8 protein-coding genes are annotated in these 14,680 nt (G+C 75.7%); 4 read left to right on the forward strand and 4 right to left on the reverse strand.

Annotated features, from left to right (window positions below; genetic code table 11):
- On the reverse strand, positions 1-5,084 hold a 5,084-nt coding region (locus AB4039_RS29300), incomplete at its 3' end, for a beta-ketoacyl synthase N-terminal-like domain-containing protein (protein WP_442272206.1).
- A 325-nt stretch (positions 5,085-5,409) separates the two neighbouring features.
- Here AB4039_RS29300 and AB4039_RS29305 point away from each other — a divergent pair.
- From AB4039_RS29305 to AB4039_RS29315, 3 genes are all read left to right on the forward strand, one after another.
- A complete protein-coding gene (locus tag AB4039_RS29305) occupies positions 5,410-6,444 on the forward strand; it encodes a 3-oxoacyl-ACP synthase III family protein (protein ID WP_442272207.1) in 1,035 nt (344 codons plus the stop codon).
- Positions 6,441-8,204 carry a 3-hydroxyacyl-CoA dehydrogenase NAD-binding domain-containing protein gene (locus tag AB4039_RS29310; RefSeq protein ID WP_266845015.1) on the forward strand — a complete coding sequence of 588 codons (1,764 nt, stop codon included), beginning with the start codon at positions 6,441-6,443 and terminating at the stop codon, positions 8,202-8,204. Before AB4039_RS29305 ends, AB4039_RS29310 begins: the two co-directional genes overlap by 4 nt.
- Before the next feature lie 125 nt (positions 8,205-8,329).
- The gene (locus AB4039_RS29315) at positions 8,330-8,959 is read left to right on the forward strand and encodes a hypothetical protein (protein ID WP_266845017.1); all 630 of its coding nucleotides are present in this window, start codon (positions 8,330-8,332) and stop codon (positions 8,957-8,959) included.
- Here the strand turns inward: AB4039_RS29315 and AB4039_RS29320 are convergent.
- Positions 8,895-9,392 carry a MarR family transcriptional regulator gene (locus AB4039_RS29320; protein ID WP_266845019.1) on the reverse strand — a complete coding sequence of 166 codons (498 nt, stop codon included), beginning with the start codon at positions 9,390-9,392 and terminating at the stop codon, positions 8,895-8,897. The two genes, AB4039_RS29315 and AB4039_RS29320, sit on opposite strands and share 65 nt — an antisense overlap.
- Positions 9,393-9,472: 80 nt before the next feature.
- Here AB4039_RS29320 and AB4039_RS29325 point away from each other — a divergent pair, with 80 nt between their 5' ends.
- Entirely contained in the window at positions 9,473-10,420 is a 948-nt protein-coding gene (locus AB4039_RS29325; RefSeq protein ID WP_266845021.1) for an ABC transporter ATP-binding protein, read from the forward strand.
- A 19-nt stretch (positions 10,421-10,439) separates the two neighbouring features.
- Here AB4039_RS29325 and AB4039_RS29330 read toward each other — a convergent pair whose 3' ends face one another.
- Both AB4039_RS29330 and AB4039_RS29335 read right to left on the reverse strand, forming a co-directional pair.
- On the reverse strand, positions 10,440-11,780 hold the full coding sequence (locus AB4039_RS29330; RefSeq protein ID WP_442272208.1) for an AMP-binding protein: 1,341 nt from the start codon (positions 11,778-11,780) through the stop codon (positions 10,440-10,442).
- Positions 11,781-11,902: 122 nt separating this feature from the next.
- The gene (locus AB4039_RS29335; protein ID WP_442272209.1) at positions 11,903-14,539 is read right to left on the reverse strand and encodes a BTAD domain-containing putative transcriptional regulator; all 2,637 of its coding nucleotides are present in this window, start codon (positions 14,537-14,539) and stop codon (positions 11,903-11,905) included.
- Between the last annotated feature and the right edge of the window lie 141 nt (positions 14,540-14,680).

Genomic DNA, 14,680 nt, shown 5'->3' on the forward strand with positions numbered 1-14,680 from the left:
TCCGCGAACAGCTGCGAACGCAGCACGACCACCCTGGCGCCGTCCTCCAGCGACAGCGCGCCCGAGACGACGGCGGCCGCGATCTCACCCTGCGAGTGACCGACCACCGCGTCCGGCACCACACCCGCCGCACGCCACAGCTCGGCCAGCGACACCATCACCGTGAACAGGACCGGCTGGAGCACCTCGATACGGGTCAGGTCCCCGTCCCCGCGCAGCACCCCCTCCACCGACCAGTCGACGTGCGCCTCCACAGCCCCCGCGACCTCGGCGAACCGGGCCGCGAACACCGGCGAGGAATCCAGCAGTTCCACCGCCATCCCCGCCCACTGCGACCCCTGACCGGGGAAGACGAACACCGTCTTGCCGCCCGCGTCCGCGACACCGGACACGAGGGGGGCCTCCAGGCCCGCCAGCAGCTCCTGGCGCGAGGTGCCCAGGACGGCCGCCCGGTGGGGGAAGACGGAGCGGTGGCCGGCGAGGGCGGCCGCCACGGCGGTGTCGGGGGTGTCGGGGTGCGCGGCGGCGTGGGCGCGCAGCCGCTGCGCCTGCTCGCGCAGGGCGCCCTCGGTCTTGGCCGACAGCAGCCATGCCACCGGTCCGGCGGCGGCGGGGGTCTCCGTGTCCGGCTCGGGCGTCGCCGGGGCCTCTTCGAGGATGAGGTGGGCGTTGGTGCCGCTGATGCCGAAGGAGGAGACGCCCGCGCGGCGCGGGTGGCCCGTCTCCCCGGCGGCGGGCCACGGGCGGGCCTCGGTGAGCAGTTCGACGGAGCCGGCGGACCAGTCGATGTGCGGGGACCGCTCCTCGGCGTGCAGGGTCTTGGGCAGGATGCCGTGGCGCAGGGCCAGGATCATCTTGATGACGCCCGCGACACCGGCGGCCTGCTGGGTGTGGCCGGTGTTGGACTTGAGGGAGCCGAGCCACAGCGGCCGGTCCTCGGGGCGGCCCTGGCCGTAGGTGGCGAGCAGGGCGTGCGCCTCGATGGGGTCGCCGAGCTTCGTGCCGGTGCCGTGGGCCTCGACGGCGTCGACGGTGTCGGCGGTGACGCCCGCGTTGGCCAGGGCCTGGCGGATGACGCGCTGCTGGGAGGGGCCGTTGGGGGCGGTGAGGCCGTTGCTGGCGCCGTCCTGGTTGGTGGCGGAGCCGCGGATGACGGCGAGGACCTGGTGGCCGTTGCGGCGGGCGTCGGAGAGCTTCTCCAGCAGCAGGACGCCGGCGCCCTCGGCCCAGCCGGTGCCGTCGGCGTCGGCGGAGAAGGACTTGCAGCGGCCGTCGGCGGACAGGGCGCGCTGGCGGGTGAGTTCGACGAAGAGGCCGGGGGTGGGCATGACGGTGACGCCGCCCGCGACGGCGAGGGTGCACTCGCCCTGCCGCAGGGACTGCGCGGCCAGGTGCAGGGCGACCAGGGAGGAGGAGCAGGCGGTGTCGACGGTGACGGCGGGGCCTTCGAGGCCGAGGGTGTAGGCGATGCGGCCGGAGGCGACGCTGGGCGTGCTGCCGGTCATCAGGTAGCCCTCGGTGGACTCGGTGCCCTCGTGCAGGCGCGGCCCGTAGTCCTGGAAGGTGGCGCCGATGAACACGCCGGTGTCCGTGCCCTTGAGGGCGAGCGGGTCGAAGCCGGCCCGCTCCAGGGCCTCCCAGGAGGTCTCCAGCAGCAGGCGCTGCTGCGGGTCCATGGCGGCGGCCTCGCGCGGGGAGATGCCGAAGAAGGCGGGGTCGAAGAGGGTGGCGCCGTCGAGGAAACCGCCCGCGCGCACGTAGTGCGTGCCCGGCCGGCCCTCGGGGTCGTACAGGCCTTCCAGGTCCCAGCCGCGGTCGGTGGGGAAGGGGCCGGTGACGTCGCGGCCCGCGGCGAGGACCTCCCACAGGGCCTCGGGCGAGTCGGTGCCGCCGGGGAAGCGGCAGGCCATGGCGACGACGGCGATCGGTTCGTCGGCCGGTCCGCCGGTGTGGCGGGCGGTCGCGGCCGGTCCGGCCGGGTCGCCGAGGGCGCGGTCGGCGAGGTTGCGGGCGAGGGCGAGGGGGGTGGGGTAGTCGAACAGCAGGCTGCTGGGCAGGGCCAGTCCGGTGGTGCGGGTGAGGCCGTCGCGCAGTTCGACGGCGGTCCAGGAGTCGAAGCCGAGCTCGTGGAAGGTCTCGCGCAGGTCGATGTCGCCGGGTTCGTCGTGGCGCAGGACGGCCGCGATGTCCGCGCGGAGCAGGTCGAGCACGGCCTGCTCGCGGTCGGCGGCGGGCAGTGCGGTGAGCCGGGCGCGCAGGGCGCCGGCGCGGGAGCCGGTCTCCTCGTCCCCGTCCTCGTCCTCGTGGTCGGCGGCGGCGCGCTCCGGGGCCGGGGCGATCGCCGGGTCGGTGGCGGGCTCCGCGGCCGGGGCCGCCTCGATCCAGTGCCGGCGGCGCTGGAAGGCGTAGGTCGGCAGGTCCAGGCGGGGTGCCGGGCCGGACGTGCCGAGGAGCTCCTCCCAGTCGAGCCCGTCGGCGGCGCCCAGGGTGTGCAGCCGGGCGAGGGCGGTGGTGAGCGACTCCGGCTCGGGCTGCCTGCCGGTACGGACGACGGGCACGAAGGCGGCGTCCTCGCCGGCGCAGTCGCGTCCGGCGGAGGACAGGGCGCCGTCGGGGCCGAGTTCGACGTACGTGGTGACGCCGGCGGTGTCGAGGGCGCGGATGCCGTCGGCGAAGCGGACGGCCTCGCGGACGTGGCGCACCCAGTAGTCGGCGGTGCCGATCTCCGCGTCGGTGACGATCCGTCCGGTCAGGTTGGAGACGACGGGGACACGGGCCGGGCCGTAGGTGATCGAGGCGGCGACGGCGGCGAAGGCGTCGAGCATGCCGTCCATGTGCGGGGAGTGGAAGGCGTGGCTGACCCGCAGCCGCTTGGTCTTGCGGCCCAGCGCGGCGAAGTGCGCGGTGAGGGCGTCGACGGCGTCCTCGTCCCCGGAGACCACGACGGAGCGGGGGCCGTTGACGGCCGCCACGCACACCCGGTCGGTGCGCCCGGCGAGCAGCGGCGTCACCTCGGACTCGTCGGCCTGGAGGGCGGCCATCGCGCCGCCCTCGGGGAGGGCTTCCATGAGGCGTCCGCGGGCGGCGACGAGCGCGGCCGCGTCGGGCAGCGAGAGGATCCCGGCGACGTGCGCGGCGGCGAGTTCGCCGATGGAGTGGCCGACGACGAAGTCGGGGCGGACGCCGAGGTGGCCGAGGAGCCGGTGGAGGGCGACCTCGAAGGCGAACAGGGCGGGCTGGGTCCAGGCGGTGCGGTCGAGGAGGGCGGCTCCGTCGGTGCCCGGGGCGGCGAAGGCGACCTCGCGCAGCGGGCGGGGCAGGTGGGCGTCGACGGCGGCGCACACCTCGTCGAAGGCGGCGGCGAACACGGGGTGCGCGGCGTGCAGTTCGCGTCCCATGCCGGGGCGCTGGCTGCCCTGTCCGGAGAAGAGGAACGCGGTGCGGCCGGATGCGGCCCGGCCGCGGACCAGGTGGGGGGAGCCGGTTCCGGTGGCGAGCGCGTCGAGTCCGGCGGTGAGGCCCGCGAGGTCCTCGGCGAGGACGACGGCCCGGTCCTCGTGGGCGGTGCGGGTGGCGGCGAGGGCGTGGGCGAGGTCCGCGGGCGTGCCGGTGTGGCCGGCGGCGTACGCGCCGAGCCGGGCGGCCTGGGCGCGCAGGGCCGGCTCGCCGCGGCCGGAGAGCGGGAAGAGCAGGGTGCGGCCGGGCCCGGTGTCCGCGGCGGGGGCGGGAGGGGCGGCGGGGGAGGCCGCCGGGGCCTCGCCGAGGACGACGTGGCAGTTGGCGCCGCCGAGGCCGAAGGAGCTGACGCCCGCGACGAGGGGGCGGGTGGGGTGCGGCCAGGGTCCGGCCCCGGTCTGCACCCGCAGTCGCAGGGCGTCGAGGTCGATGGCGGGGTGGGGGGTGCGGTGGTGGAGGCTGGCGGGCAGTTCGCGGTGGCCGATGGCGAGGGCCGCCTTGATGAGGCCGGCGATGCCCGCGGCGGCTTCGAGGTGGCCGATGTTGGTCTTGGCGGAGCCGACGGGGAGCGGGTCGCCCGCGTCCCGGGCGGTGCCCAGCGCGGTGCCGAGCGCGGCGGCCTCGATCGGGTCGCCGACCGGGGTGCCGGTGCCGTGCAGTTCGACGTACTGGACCTCGGCGGGGTCGGTGCCCGCGGCCTCCAGGGCCCGGCGGACGACCTCGGCCTGGGCGGTGGGGCTGGGCACGGTGAGCCCGTCGGTGGCCCCGTCGTGGTTGACGGCGCTGCCGAGGAGCACGCAGTGGACGCGGTCGCCGTCGGCGAGGGCCCGGTCGAGGGGCTTGAGCAGGACGAGTCCGCCGCCCTCGCCGCGGACGAACCCGTTGGCGCGCTCGTCGAAGGTGTGGCAGCGGCCGTCGGGCGACAGGGCCCCGAATCCGGCGGTGATCTCGGAACTCGCGGGCGTGACGCGGAGGTTGACGCCGCCGGCCATGGCCAGGTCGGCCTCCCCGCTGAGCAGGGCCTGGCAGGCCAGGTGCACGGCGACGAGGGAGGAGGACTGGGCGGTGTCGACGGTCAGGCTGGGCCCGTGCAGGCCGAGCGTGTACGAGACCCGGTTGGCGATGACGCCCCGGTTGAGCCCGGTGAAGGTGTGCGCTCCGGCGCCGGCGCCGCCGGAGCGGCGCACGAGATCGGCGTAGTCGTCCCAGATCGCGCCGACGAAGACGCCGGTGCCGCTGTTCTTGACGGTGCCCGGCAGGATGCCGGCGTCCTCCAGGGCCTCCCAGGCGAGTTCGAGGACGAGGCGCTGCTGCGGGTCCATGGCCGCGGCCTCGCGCGGGGAGATCCCGAAGAACCGGGCGTCGAAGGTGTCGACGCGGTCGAGGTAGCCGCCGCGGGCGGCGGCCGGACCGGCCCCTGCCGCGACGACGTCGCGGCGCGCTTCGGGCGCGTCGGTGACGGCGTCCGTACCGCCCTGCAGCAGCCGCCAGTACGCGGCGGGTCCGTCGGCCTGCGGGAACCGGCAGGAGATGCCGATGACCGCGATCGGCCCGGTGGTACGGCCCGGTGTACCGGACTCCTCCGGAGCCGCCGTCGTCTGCCGTACCGAATTCACCGGGTCAGCCACGATCTCCCCCTTCGCCTGTTTGCCTGATGTGTCTTCAGGGCTCCGCCGGGCGCGCGGGCGGACCGAGGACCGGGGGAATTCCATGCAGACCGTCGAGACGCTGACGTCCAGCTCTAAAGGTCGGCTAAAAACATCTCCCGGTCATCGGCGTGCCGGGCCACTAGGGGCGGCTAGGGGGCGGAGCAAGGGTTACCGCCCGCAACGGGCTCCGAGAACCATTGCTGAATGTCCCATTCGAGCACCCCGCGGTGAATGCGTTCCCCGTACTTCTCGCAGTTCTCGCACTTCCCGCACTCTCTGCCACCTCCACGGTGAGGAGCCGGTCATGACAGCAGCAATAGGAATTCTGGGAACCGGGTCTTATCTGCCTGCCGACACGGTCTCCAATCGGCTCGTCGCGCAGCGGGCGGGGGTCACCGAGGACTGGATCTGGCGGAAGACGGGCATCCGGGAGCGCCGGTACGCGGCCGAGTCCGAGGCCACCTCCGACCTGGCGGTCGAGGCGGCGCGGGCCGCGCTGGACGCGGCGGGGATCTCGGCGGCCGACCTGTCGTGCATCGTGGTGGCGACGTCCACGCCGGATTCCCCGCAGCCGGCCACGGCCTGTCTGGTCCAGCACCGGATCGGCGCGGTGAACGCGGCCGCCTTCGACCTCAACTCGGTGTGCAGCGGGTTCGTGTTCGCTCTGGTGACGGCGGCCCGGCTGCTGCCGGAGCAGGACGGCTCGGTCCGCGGTCACGCCCTGGTCATCGGCGCCGACGTGTACTCGCGGATCATCGACCGCGAGGACCGGCGCACGGCCGTCCTGTTCGGTGACGGCGCGGGCGCCGTGGTGCTGGGCCAGGTGCGGTCCGGCTACGGGGTCCTCGGCTCGCACCTGGCGAGCCGCGGCGACCAGGCCGAGCTGATCCACGTCGAGGCCGGCGGCAGCCGGCTGCCCGCCTCGGAGAAGACGGTCGCCGGGGGACTGCACCACTTCAGGATGAACGGGCGCGGGGTGCGCGACTTCGTGGCCGCCGAACTGCCGCGCGCGGTCGGCGAGGTGCTGGACCGGCACGGTCTGGAGCCGTCCGAGGTCGACCACTTCGTCCCGCACCAGGCCAACGGCGTGATGCTGGGCGAGACCGTGCCCCGGCTGGGCCTGCCCCGCGCCCGTACGCACCTCACCGTGGCCGAGCACGGAAACACCAGCGCCGCCTCCATTCCCCTCGCCCTCGACGAGGCGCACCGGTCCGGGGCGTTCCGGGACCGGGACGTCCTGCTGCTCGCCGGTTTCGGCGGCGGCATGTCCCTGGGCACGGTTCTCGTCCGCTGGGACGAGGAGGCGGCTCCCGCCCCCCGAAAGGACTCAGCAGCATGACGGCAGCATCCGCGGCACCCCTTCCCGGTCCCCTGCCCTTCTCCGCGGTCGCGGTGATCGGCCTCGGTACGGTCGGCTCCGCGCTGGCCCGTTCGCTCGCCTCGGCGGGAGCCCGTGTGGTGGCCGTGGAGGCGGACGGCGACGCCGTGGCCGGCGGCCGGGAGCGCACCGAGCGGGGGCTGGAGGATCCGGCGGCCCGGGCCCGGATCACGTACACGGCCGACCTGGCGGCCATCACGGGCAGCGAGCTGGTGGTGGAGGCGGTGCCGGAGGACTTCGCGCTGAAGACGGAGGTGCTGCGGCGGGCCGACGGACTGTGCGGTCCGCGGGCGGTGTTCGCGACGACGACCTCGCTGTCGGTCACCCGGGTGGCGGCGGCCTGCGGGCGGCTGCCGCGCACGGTCGGCCTGCACCCGGTGGGCCACGCGCCGGACGGCGGTGTGGTGGAGGTGGTGACCACGCCGCTGACCGATCCGTCGGTGGGGCGGTCCGCCGGCGAGCTGGTGGCCGCGCTGGGCCGGACGGCCGTGGCCTCCAGCGACCAGCCGGGTTTCACGGGCGGCGGGCTGCTGATGGCGTACCTGAACGGCGCCGTCGCGATGTACGAGCGCCGTTACGCGTCGCGCGACGACATCGACGCGGCGATGATGCTGGGCTGCGGGCTGCCGCTGGGGCCGCTGGCCCACCTGGACCTGATCGGTCTGGACACGGCGCGCGACACCCTGCGCGGGCTGTACGAGCAGACGGGGCAGGCGCAGTTCCTGCCGCCGCCGCTGCTGGACCACATGGTGACGGCGGGGCTGCTGGGCGCGAAGGCGGGCCGCGGGTTCCACACCTGGCCCGAGGGGCCGTCGGGGCCGCGGGCCGCCGTGGCCGCGGCGGGCGCCGCGGGTGGCGGCGGGCGGCCTTCGCGGCCGGTGCGCAGTGTCGGGGTGATCGGTTCCGGGACGATGGCGTCGGGCATCGCCGAGGTGTTCGCCCGGTCCGGGTACGACACGCGGCTGGTGGCCCGTACGGACGTGCGTGCGAAGGCGGCGCTGGACAAGGTGGCGGGCTCCGTGGAGCGCGGGGTCAAGCGCGGCCGGATCAGCGCCGAGGACGGCCGGGCCGCGCTGGAGCGGCTGGTTCCGGCGGATTCGCTGGAGGCAGTGGCCGACTGCGACCTGGTGGTGGAGGCGGTCGCGGAGGAACTCCCCGTCAAGCGGGAGATCTTCCGGGGGCTGGACGCGGTGTGCCGTCCGGGTGCGGTGCTGACGACGACGACGTCGAGCCTGCCGGTGGTGGAGTGCGCGGCGGTGACCTCGCGCCCCGAGGACGTGCTCGGCATGCACTTCTTCAACCCGGCTCCGGTGATGCGGCTGGTGGAGGTGGTCGGCACGGTGCTGACGGCCGAGGACGCGCTGGGCACGGTCCACGAGGTGTGCGGGCGGCTGGGCAAGCATCCGGTCGGCATCGACGACCGGGCCGGGTTCATCGTCAACGCCCTGCTGTTCCCGTACCTCAACAGCGCGGTGCGGCTGCTGGAGGAGCGCCGGGCCGCCGCCGGGGAGATCGACGCGGTGATGACGCAGGGCTGCGGCTACCCGATGGGCCCGCTGACGCTGCTGGACACGATCGGCCTGGACGTGTCGCTGCAGATCCAGAACAGTCTGCACGCCTCGTTCCGGGAGCCGTCGCTGGTGCCGGCCCGGCACCTGGAGCACCTGGTCGACGCGGGTTTCCTGGGCCGCAAGAGCGGCCGGGGCTTCCACACGTACTAGGGGGTGGGCGGGCGGGGCGTCGGCGCCCCGCCCGCGGCACCGCCGCTCGGCACCGTCCCTCGGCACCGCCCCTTGACCATTTATGTAAGTTCACAAATTTCTGAATGTTCGGTAGAGTCATATACATGCAGCCCGACATGAACGCCGGCACCCTTCCGCTCTCCTGGTGGATCCTGGCCCTCGCACTGGCCGCGGTGTTCGGCGATTCGCTCCTGCCGGTCCTGCCCAGCGGCACCCTCGTGGTGGCCGCGGCCGCCTGGACCGCGCAGCACCACATCCCCCCGGTGCTGCCGGTCCTGGCGGTGGCCGCCGCGTCCTTCCTCGGCGACCTGGCCCTGGTCCTGCTGGCCCGGCGCGGATCCTCCTGGCTGCACACCCGCCTCGACCGGCACCCCGCCTGGCGGCAGGCGACGACCCGGCTCCAGGGCGGCCTGGCCCGGCACGCCGGCCGGGTCGCCCTGGCCGCGCGCTTCGTCCCCGCCGGGCGGACCGTGCTGGACATCGCCCTCGGCACCTCACCCGCACTGCGGCCGCGCCAGATGGGCTGGTCGGCGCTGGCCGGACTGCTGTGGGCGGCCTACCTGGTGACGCTCGGACACCTCGGCAACCGGTGGTTCGACACGGCCTGGCTGGGCCTGGCCGTGTCGGTCGGCGCGACGGTGGCCGTCAGCGCCCTCGCCACCCGGATGATCACTCGCCCCGGTGCGCCCGCCAGCGGTCCATCAGCGAGTCCAGTTCCAGCTTCACGAAGCTGAAGAAGTCGGCCGTCTCCTCGGCCCGCAGGCCCGCCGGCGTACCGGGGCCCAGCGCCTCGACCCCCTGTTTGAGGGTGGCCGCCCAGCGGTTGAGCATCTGGTCCCGGCTGGTGACCGCCTCGTACCAGAGGTCCGCGTGGACGCGGTAGATCTCCCGGCGTTCGCCCGGCGCCCGCTCCCGGCTGACCATGTGCACCTGGGCGAGGTAGCGGACGGCCCCCGACACCGCCGCGGGGCTGACCTTCAACCGCTCCGAGAGCTCCGCGGCACTCAGCGCGCCCGCGTCCTCGGCGAGCAGGCACGCGAAGACCCGGGAGGGCATCCGGGGGACTCCGGCGGCCACCAGGTCGGCGGCGAACCGCTCGACGAAGGCCGACACCTCCTCGTTGTAGCCCCGCTGCTCGCTGTCGCTGGCGCCGGCACTCGCGTCCACACCGTCTCCCCGTGATCGACCGTCAGGCGATACCTTCCACTAGCTTCACGATATTCTGAAACTAAGGTATCTTCCGAAATATGATGATGGCAATCGAGATTGCCGGACTGCACAAGTCGTTCGGCCGCACCCACGCGCTGAAGGGCCTCGACCTGAGCGTCGAGAAGGGCGAGGTGCACGGCTTCCTCGGTCCCAACGGCGCCGGGAAGTCCACCACCCTGCGGATCCTCCTCGGCCTGATCCGCGCCGACCGCGGCCGCGTGCGGCTGCTGGACGGCGACCCCTGGCGCGACGCGGTCGCGCTGCACCACCGGATCGCTTACGTACCCGGCGACGTGAACCTGTGGCGCAACCTCTCCGGCGGCGAAGCCCTCGGCTTCCTCTCCGGGCTGCGCGGCGCCACCGACCCGCGGGCCGCCAAGGAGTTGACGGACCGCTTCGAGCTCGACCCGGGCAAGAAGGGCCGCGCGTACTCCAAGGGCAACCGGCAGAAGGTCGCCCTGGTCGCCGCCTTCGCCTCCGACGCCGAACTGCTCGTCTTCGACGAGCCCACCTCCGGCCTGGACCCACTGGCGGAGGAGGTCTTCCAGAGCTGCGTCGGCGAGGCCGCCGACGAGGGCCGTACGGTCCTGCTGTCCAGCCACATCCTCACCGAGGTCGAGGCGCTGTGCGACCGCGTCAGCATCGTCCGCGACGGGCGCACGGTGGAGACGGGCTCGCTCAGCCGGATGCGGCACCTGTCCCGCACGTCCGTGACGGCCGAACTCGCCGCCCCCGCCGAGGGCCTGGACGAGCTGCCCGGGGTCCACGGCCTGGAGGTCCGGGGGACGAAGGTCACCGCCCAGGTCGACGCCGAGCACCTCGGCACGTTCCTGCGGGTGCTCTCCGAGACGGGCGTGCGCAGCCTCGTCAGCCGGCCCCCGACGCTTGAGGAGCTGTTCCTGCGGCACTACCGCCCCGCGGCCGGACCCGAGCCGGCCGGGCACGGCGAGCCGGCCGGGTCCGCCGGGGCCCCGGGGGCGCGCTGAGGGCCGCACGGGCCGCACCTCACCCCTCCCCCGACAGCAGCAGCCGCTTCTGGGTCTTGCCCATGGCGTTGCGCGGCAGCGCGGCGACGAACCGCACCTCGCGCGGCCGCTTGTGCACCGACAGGCGCGTGGCGACGAAGTCGGTGAGCTCGGCCCCGGTCACCCCGGAGGCCACGACGAACGCGACCACGCGCTGGCCCAGATCGGCGTCCGCCACCCCGACCACGGCCGCCTCGCGCACCTGCGGGTGGTCCAGGAGGGCGTTCTCGATCTCGCCCGCCCCCATCCGGTACCCACCCGACTTGATCATGTCGACGGAGGCCCGGCCCACGATGCGGTGGGTGCCGTCCGCGTCGATCGCGGCGATGTCGCCCGTGCGGAACCAGCCGTCCTCGGTGTACGAGGCCGCCGTGGCCTCGGGACGCCCCAGGTAGCCGGAGAACAACGTGGGGGCGGTCAGCTGGAGTTCACCGATCTCCTCCCCCTCTCCGGCCGCGATCCGCGTGCGGACCCCGGGCAGCGGGGTCCCCACCGCGCCCGGCCGCAGCGGGCCGTCCGCCCGGCCGCTCACCGTGATCAGGGTCTCCGTCATCCCGTACCGCTCGACCGGCCGGCGTCCTGTCAGCTCCTCCAGGCCGCGGAAGACCCGCTCCGGCAGCGGGGCGCTGCCCGAGACCAGCAGCCGCGCGGAGCGCAGCGCGCGGGCCCGCTCCGGGTCCCCGACGACGCGGGACCACACCGTGGGCACCCCGAAGTAGAGGCTGCCGCCCGCCTCGGCGTACGCGGCCGGGGTGGGCCGGCCGGTGTGCACGAGGCGGCTGCCGGTGCGCAGCGCGCCGARGACGCCGAGGATCAACCCGTGCACGTGGAACAGCGGCAGCCCGTGGACCAGGGTGTCCTCGGCGCTCCACTGCCAGGCCTCGGCGAGGGCGTCCAGTCCGGCGGCGATGGCGGCGCCGTCGAGCACGACCCCCTTGGGCGCGCCGGTGGTCCCCGAGGTGTAGAGGACCATCGCGGGGGCGTCGGCCGCCGGTGCGGGGCCGCTCCAGGCGGCCCGGCGGGCGAAGTCGGCCGTGACGGGGGTGGCGCCCGAGTCGCGCAGGATGTGCTCGCGTTCGGCGACGCCCGCGTCGGGCGGTACGGGGACGACGGGCACCCCGGCCAGCAGGCAGCCGGCCACGGCGGCGACGGTCTCCAGGGAGGCCGTGGCCTCGACCGCGACGGCGGGGGCGCCGGCCACGTCGGCGGCCACCGCCCCGGCCGCGCCCAGCAGTTCCTCGTACGAGGCGGTCCGGCCGGCGACGGTGACCGCGTCGGCGCGGTCCCCGTACACCCCTTCCAGCGCCGTGAGCACGGGCATCTCTCCTTACGTCGGTACGTGTGACGCGTCGCGCGCGTCGGTCGGTCCTCGGGCGGTCCGCAGGGGGCCCGTCGGCGGGGCGGGACGGTGGCAGGGGGTCGGCGGGGCGGTGGCGGGGCGGCTCAGCCCGCGGCGCGCAGCCGCCACACCCCGGGCCGGGTCTCCGTCCAGTCCGGCAGCGGCAGGCCGCCCCGCACCTGGCGCAGCCACCGGACGGCGTACGCCTCGCGGCGCCGGTCGCCGAGCTGGGCCGCCAGGGTCAGGCACCGCGCGAAGTGCGGTTCCGCGGCGGCGGGGCCCTCCGTCTCCAGGGCGAGCAGGGCCCGGACCCGCCGGGCCTCGTAGTGGTCGCGGGGGTCCCCGGGCGCCGGGTCGAGGACCCGGCCGATCAGCCGGGCCGCCTCCGTGACGGCCGAGGCGTCCAGGCTCAGTTCGGCCAGGCCCGTCAGGGCGCGGGCGCGCTCGGGCCGGGCGTCGGCCCCGTCGGCGGCCCGCAGCGCGCGCCCGTACAGGCCGCGGGCGGTGTCCGTCCGGCGGCGCTGCCAGGCGAGGTCGCCGAGCGAGCGCAGCAGCCGGGACTGGGCGCCGAGGTCGCCGAGGTGTTCGGCGGCGTCGAGGGCCAGGGTGTGCGCCCGCTCCCAGTCGTCCCAGGCCGCGTGGGCCTCCAGGGGGGCGGTCAGGGCGTCGGCGAGGCGCACCGTGTGCTCCCACAGCCCGGCCGTGTGGGCCCGGCCGAGGGTCGCGACCAGCGCGGTGCGGCGTTCGGCGAACCACTCGGCGGCGTGCGGCAGCGCGTCGGCCTCCTCCGCCTCGGCGGCCAGGGCTCCGGCGAGCCGGGCCACGGCGCGGGCCACCTGGCCGGGGGGCTCCTGCGCGGTGAGGAGCTCGCCCGCCAGGAGCCGCCACAGCACGTGCAGGCGGTAGGCGCCGCGGGGTTCGGCCCGCAGCAGGCGGGCCTCCACGAGGCTCTCCAGCACGGCTTCGGCGTCCGGTTCGGCCAGGCCGAGCAGGGCGGCCGCGTCGGTGGCGGGGAAGGGGCCGGCGGGCAGCAGTGCGAGCAGCCGGAAGGCGCGCCGCACCGGTTCGCCGGCCTCGTCGTAGGCCCCGCGCAGGGCCGCGTCCAGGCCGGGCTGCGCGGAGCGGAGTTCGGCCAGCGGGGCGTGCTCGTAGGCGAGCCGGGCGGCCAGGGAAGCCACGGTCCAGTGCGGGCGGGCCGCCAGCCGGCCCGCGAGGGCCCGTACGGCCGACGGCAGACGGCCGCACGCCTCGACGACGGCGGCGCATGCCCCTTCGGGCCCGTCGTCCTCGCCGTCCCGGCCCGACGCGGCCAGCAGCAGCCGACGGGCCTGCGCCGGGGCGAGGACGTCCAGCAGGTGCACCCGGGAGACCGGGACCGCGGGGGGCCGGCGGGCGGTCAGCAGCGCGGTGCTGCCGGGGGTCGCGGGAAGCAGGGGGGCGGTCGCGGCTCCGCTCGCCGCGTCGTCGAGCACGAACAGCATCCTGCGGCCCAGGGTGAGCCGGTCCAGGGTGCGGCGCAGCCCGTCGAGCTCGCCGGGCAGCGGTCCGGTGACCCCGCAGCGGCGCAGCAGCAGGGTCAGCGCGGCGGCGGGTGCCAGCGGTTCGCCCGCCGCGTCGCGCAGCGCGAGGAACACCCGGCCGTCGGGGAAGAGCCCGTCGGCGCGGTGCGCGGCGGCCAGGGCGAGGGCGGTCTTGCCCGTGCCGGCGGGGCCGGTGAGCGTGACGCAGCCGCCCGCCGGGACGTCGCGCAGGAGCGTCTCCAGCGCGGCCAGCTCCTCGCCGCGTCCGGTGAACAGGGGGTCGGACGGCGGGAGTTCGCCGACCGGTACGCCGGTGGGCGGCAGGGCGGGCTCCGGTTCGACGGCGGACGACGGGGCCGCGGACACGGCGCTCCCGCCCGTGTTCCCGCCTGCGGTCACGGTCGCGGTCGGACGGGGGCCGCCGGACGGGGAGGGTGCGGCGGCCGAGGGGCGCAGCAGGGCGGTGTCGCCGGCGAGGATCCGGCCGTGGAGCTGTTGCAGCGGCGGGCCCGGCTCGATCGCCAGTTCGTCGACGAGGGTGCGCCGCAGCCGGCCGAAGGCCTCCAGCGCGTCGGCCTGCCGGCCGGTGCGGTACAGGGCCACCATCAGGTGGGCGTGGAACTCCTCGCGCATCGGGAGTTCGGTGGCGAGCGCCTGGAGTTCGCCCACGAGGTCGTGGTGGCGGCCCAGTTGCAGGTCGGCCCGGATGCGCTGTTCGAGTGCCGCCGTGCGCAGTTCGCCGAGGCGGATGGCGGTGCTGTCGAGCAGGGGACCGTGGGGGGTGTCGGACAGGAGGGGGCCGCGCCACAGCGCGAGCGCGCGGCGCTGGAGGTCGGCGGCGGCCGGGGCGTCGTGGCGGGCCATGGCGGCGCGGCCCCGGGCGTGCAGGTCCTCGAAGGCGGACAGGTCCAGCCGGTCCGGGTCCAGCCGCATGAGGTAGCCGGGCGGGCGGGTGACCAGGGCTTCGCGGCCCGCGTCGGGGTCGGCGGCGTGCAGGAGCTTGCGCAGCTGCGAGATGTAGACCTGGAGCGTGGTCGTCGCGGTGCGCGGCGGGTCCTCGCCCCACAGTTCGTCGATGAGGCTGCCGACGGACACGATCTCGTCGGCCCGTACCAGAAGCGTCGCGAGGACCACGCGGATCTTCGCCGCACGGGGCGTCACCCGGCGCGCGTCCGGGCCGGCCGCGTCCACTTCCAGTGGCCCCAACACCCGAAATCGCATGCAGCCCCCGTTCCTCGGTACTCCGGTGGCACGGGTGGCGGCAGACTCCCCCAGCTGCCCGGCCCTCGCCACCCTAGGGCGGGCCCCACCCCCGGCTTCGGACAGCGGAACCCCTGATCCGGGGCCGCGCACCCTGGCCCG

The organism is Streptomyces sp. M-16 (assembly GCF_052114405.1).
Lineage (GTDB): Bacteria > Actinomycetota > Actinomycetes > Streptomycetales > Streptomycetaceae > Streptomyces.

Bases quoted from the DNA above. Each gene is read 5' to 3' on its own strand.
- AB4039_RS29315 (WP_266845017.1), top strand. From the start codon at position 8,330: ATGCAGCCCGACATGAACGCCGGCACCCTTCCGCTCTCCTGGTGGATC.
- AB4039_RS29305 (WP_442272207.1), top strand. From the start codon at position 5,410: ATGACAGCAGCAATAGGAATTCTGGGAACCGGGTCTTATCTGCCTGCC.
- AB4039_RS29335 (WP_442272209.1), bottom strand. From the start codon at position 14,539: ATGCGATTTCGGGTGTTGGGGCCACTGGAAGTGGACGCGGCCGGCCCG.
- AB4039_RS29310 (WP_266845015.1), top strand. From the start codon at position 6,441: ATGACGGCAGCATCCGCGGCACCCCTTCCCGGTCCCCTGCCCTTCTCC.
- AB4039_RS29325 (WP_266845021.1), top strand. From the start codon at position 9,473: ATGATGATGGCAATCGAGATTGCCGGACTGCACAAGTCGTTCGGCCGC.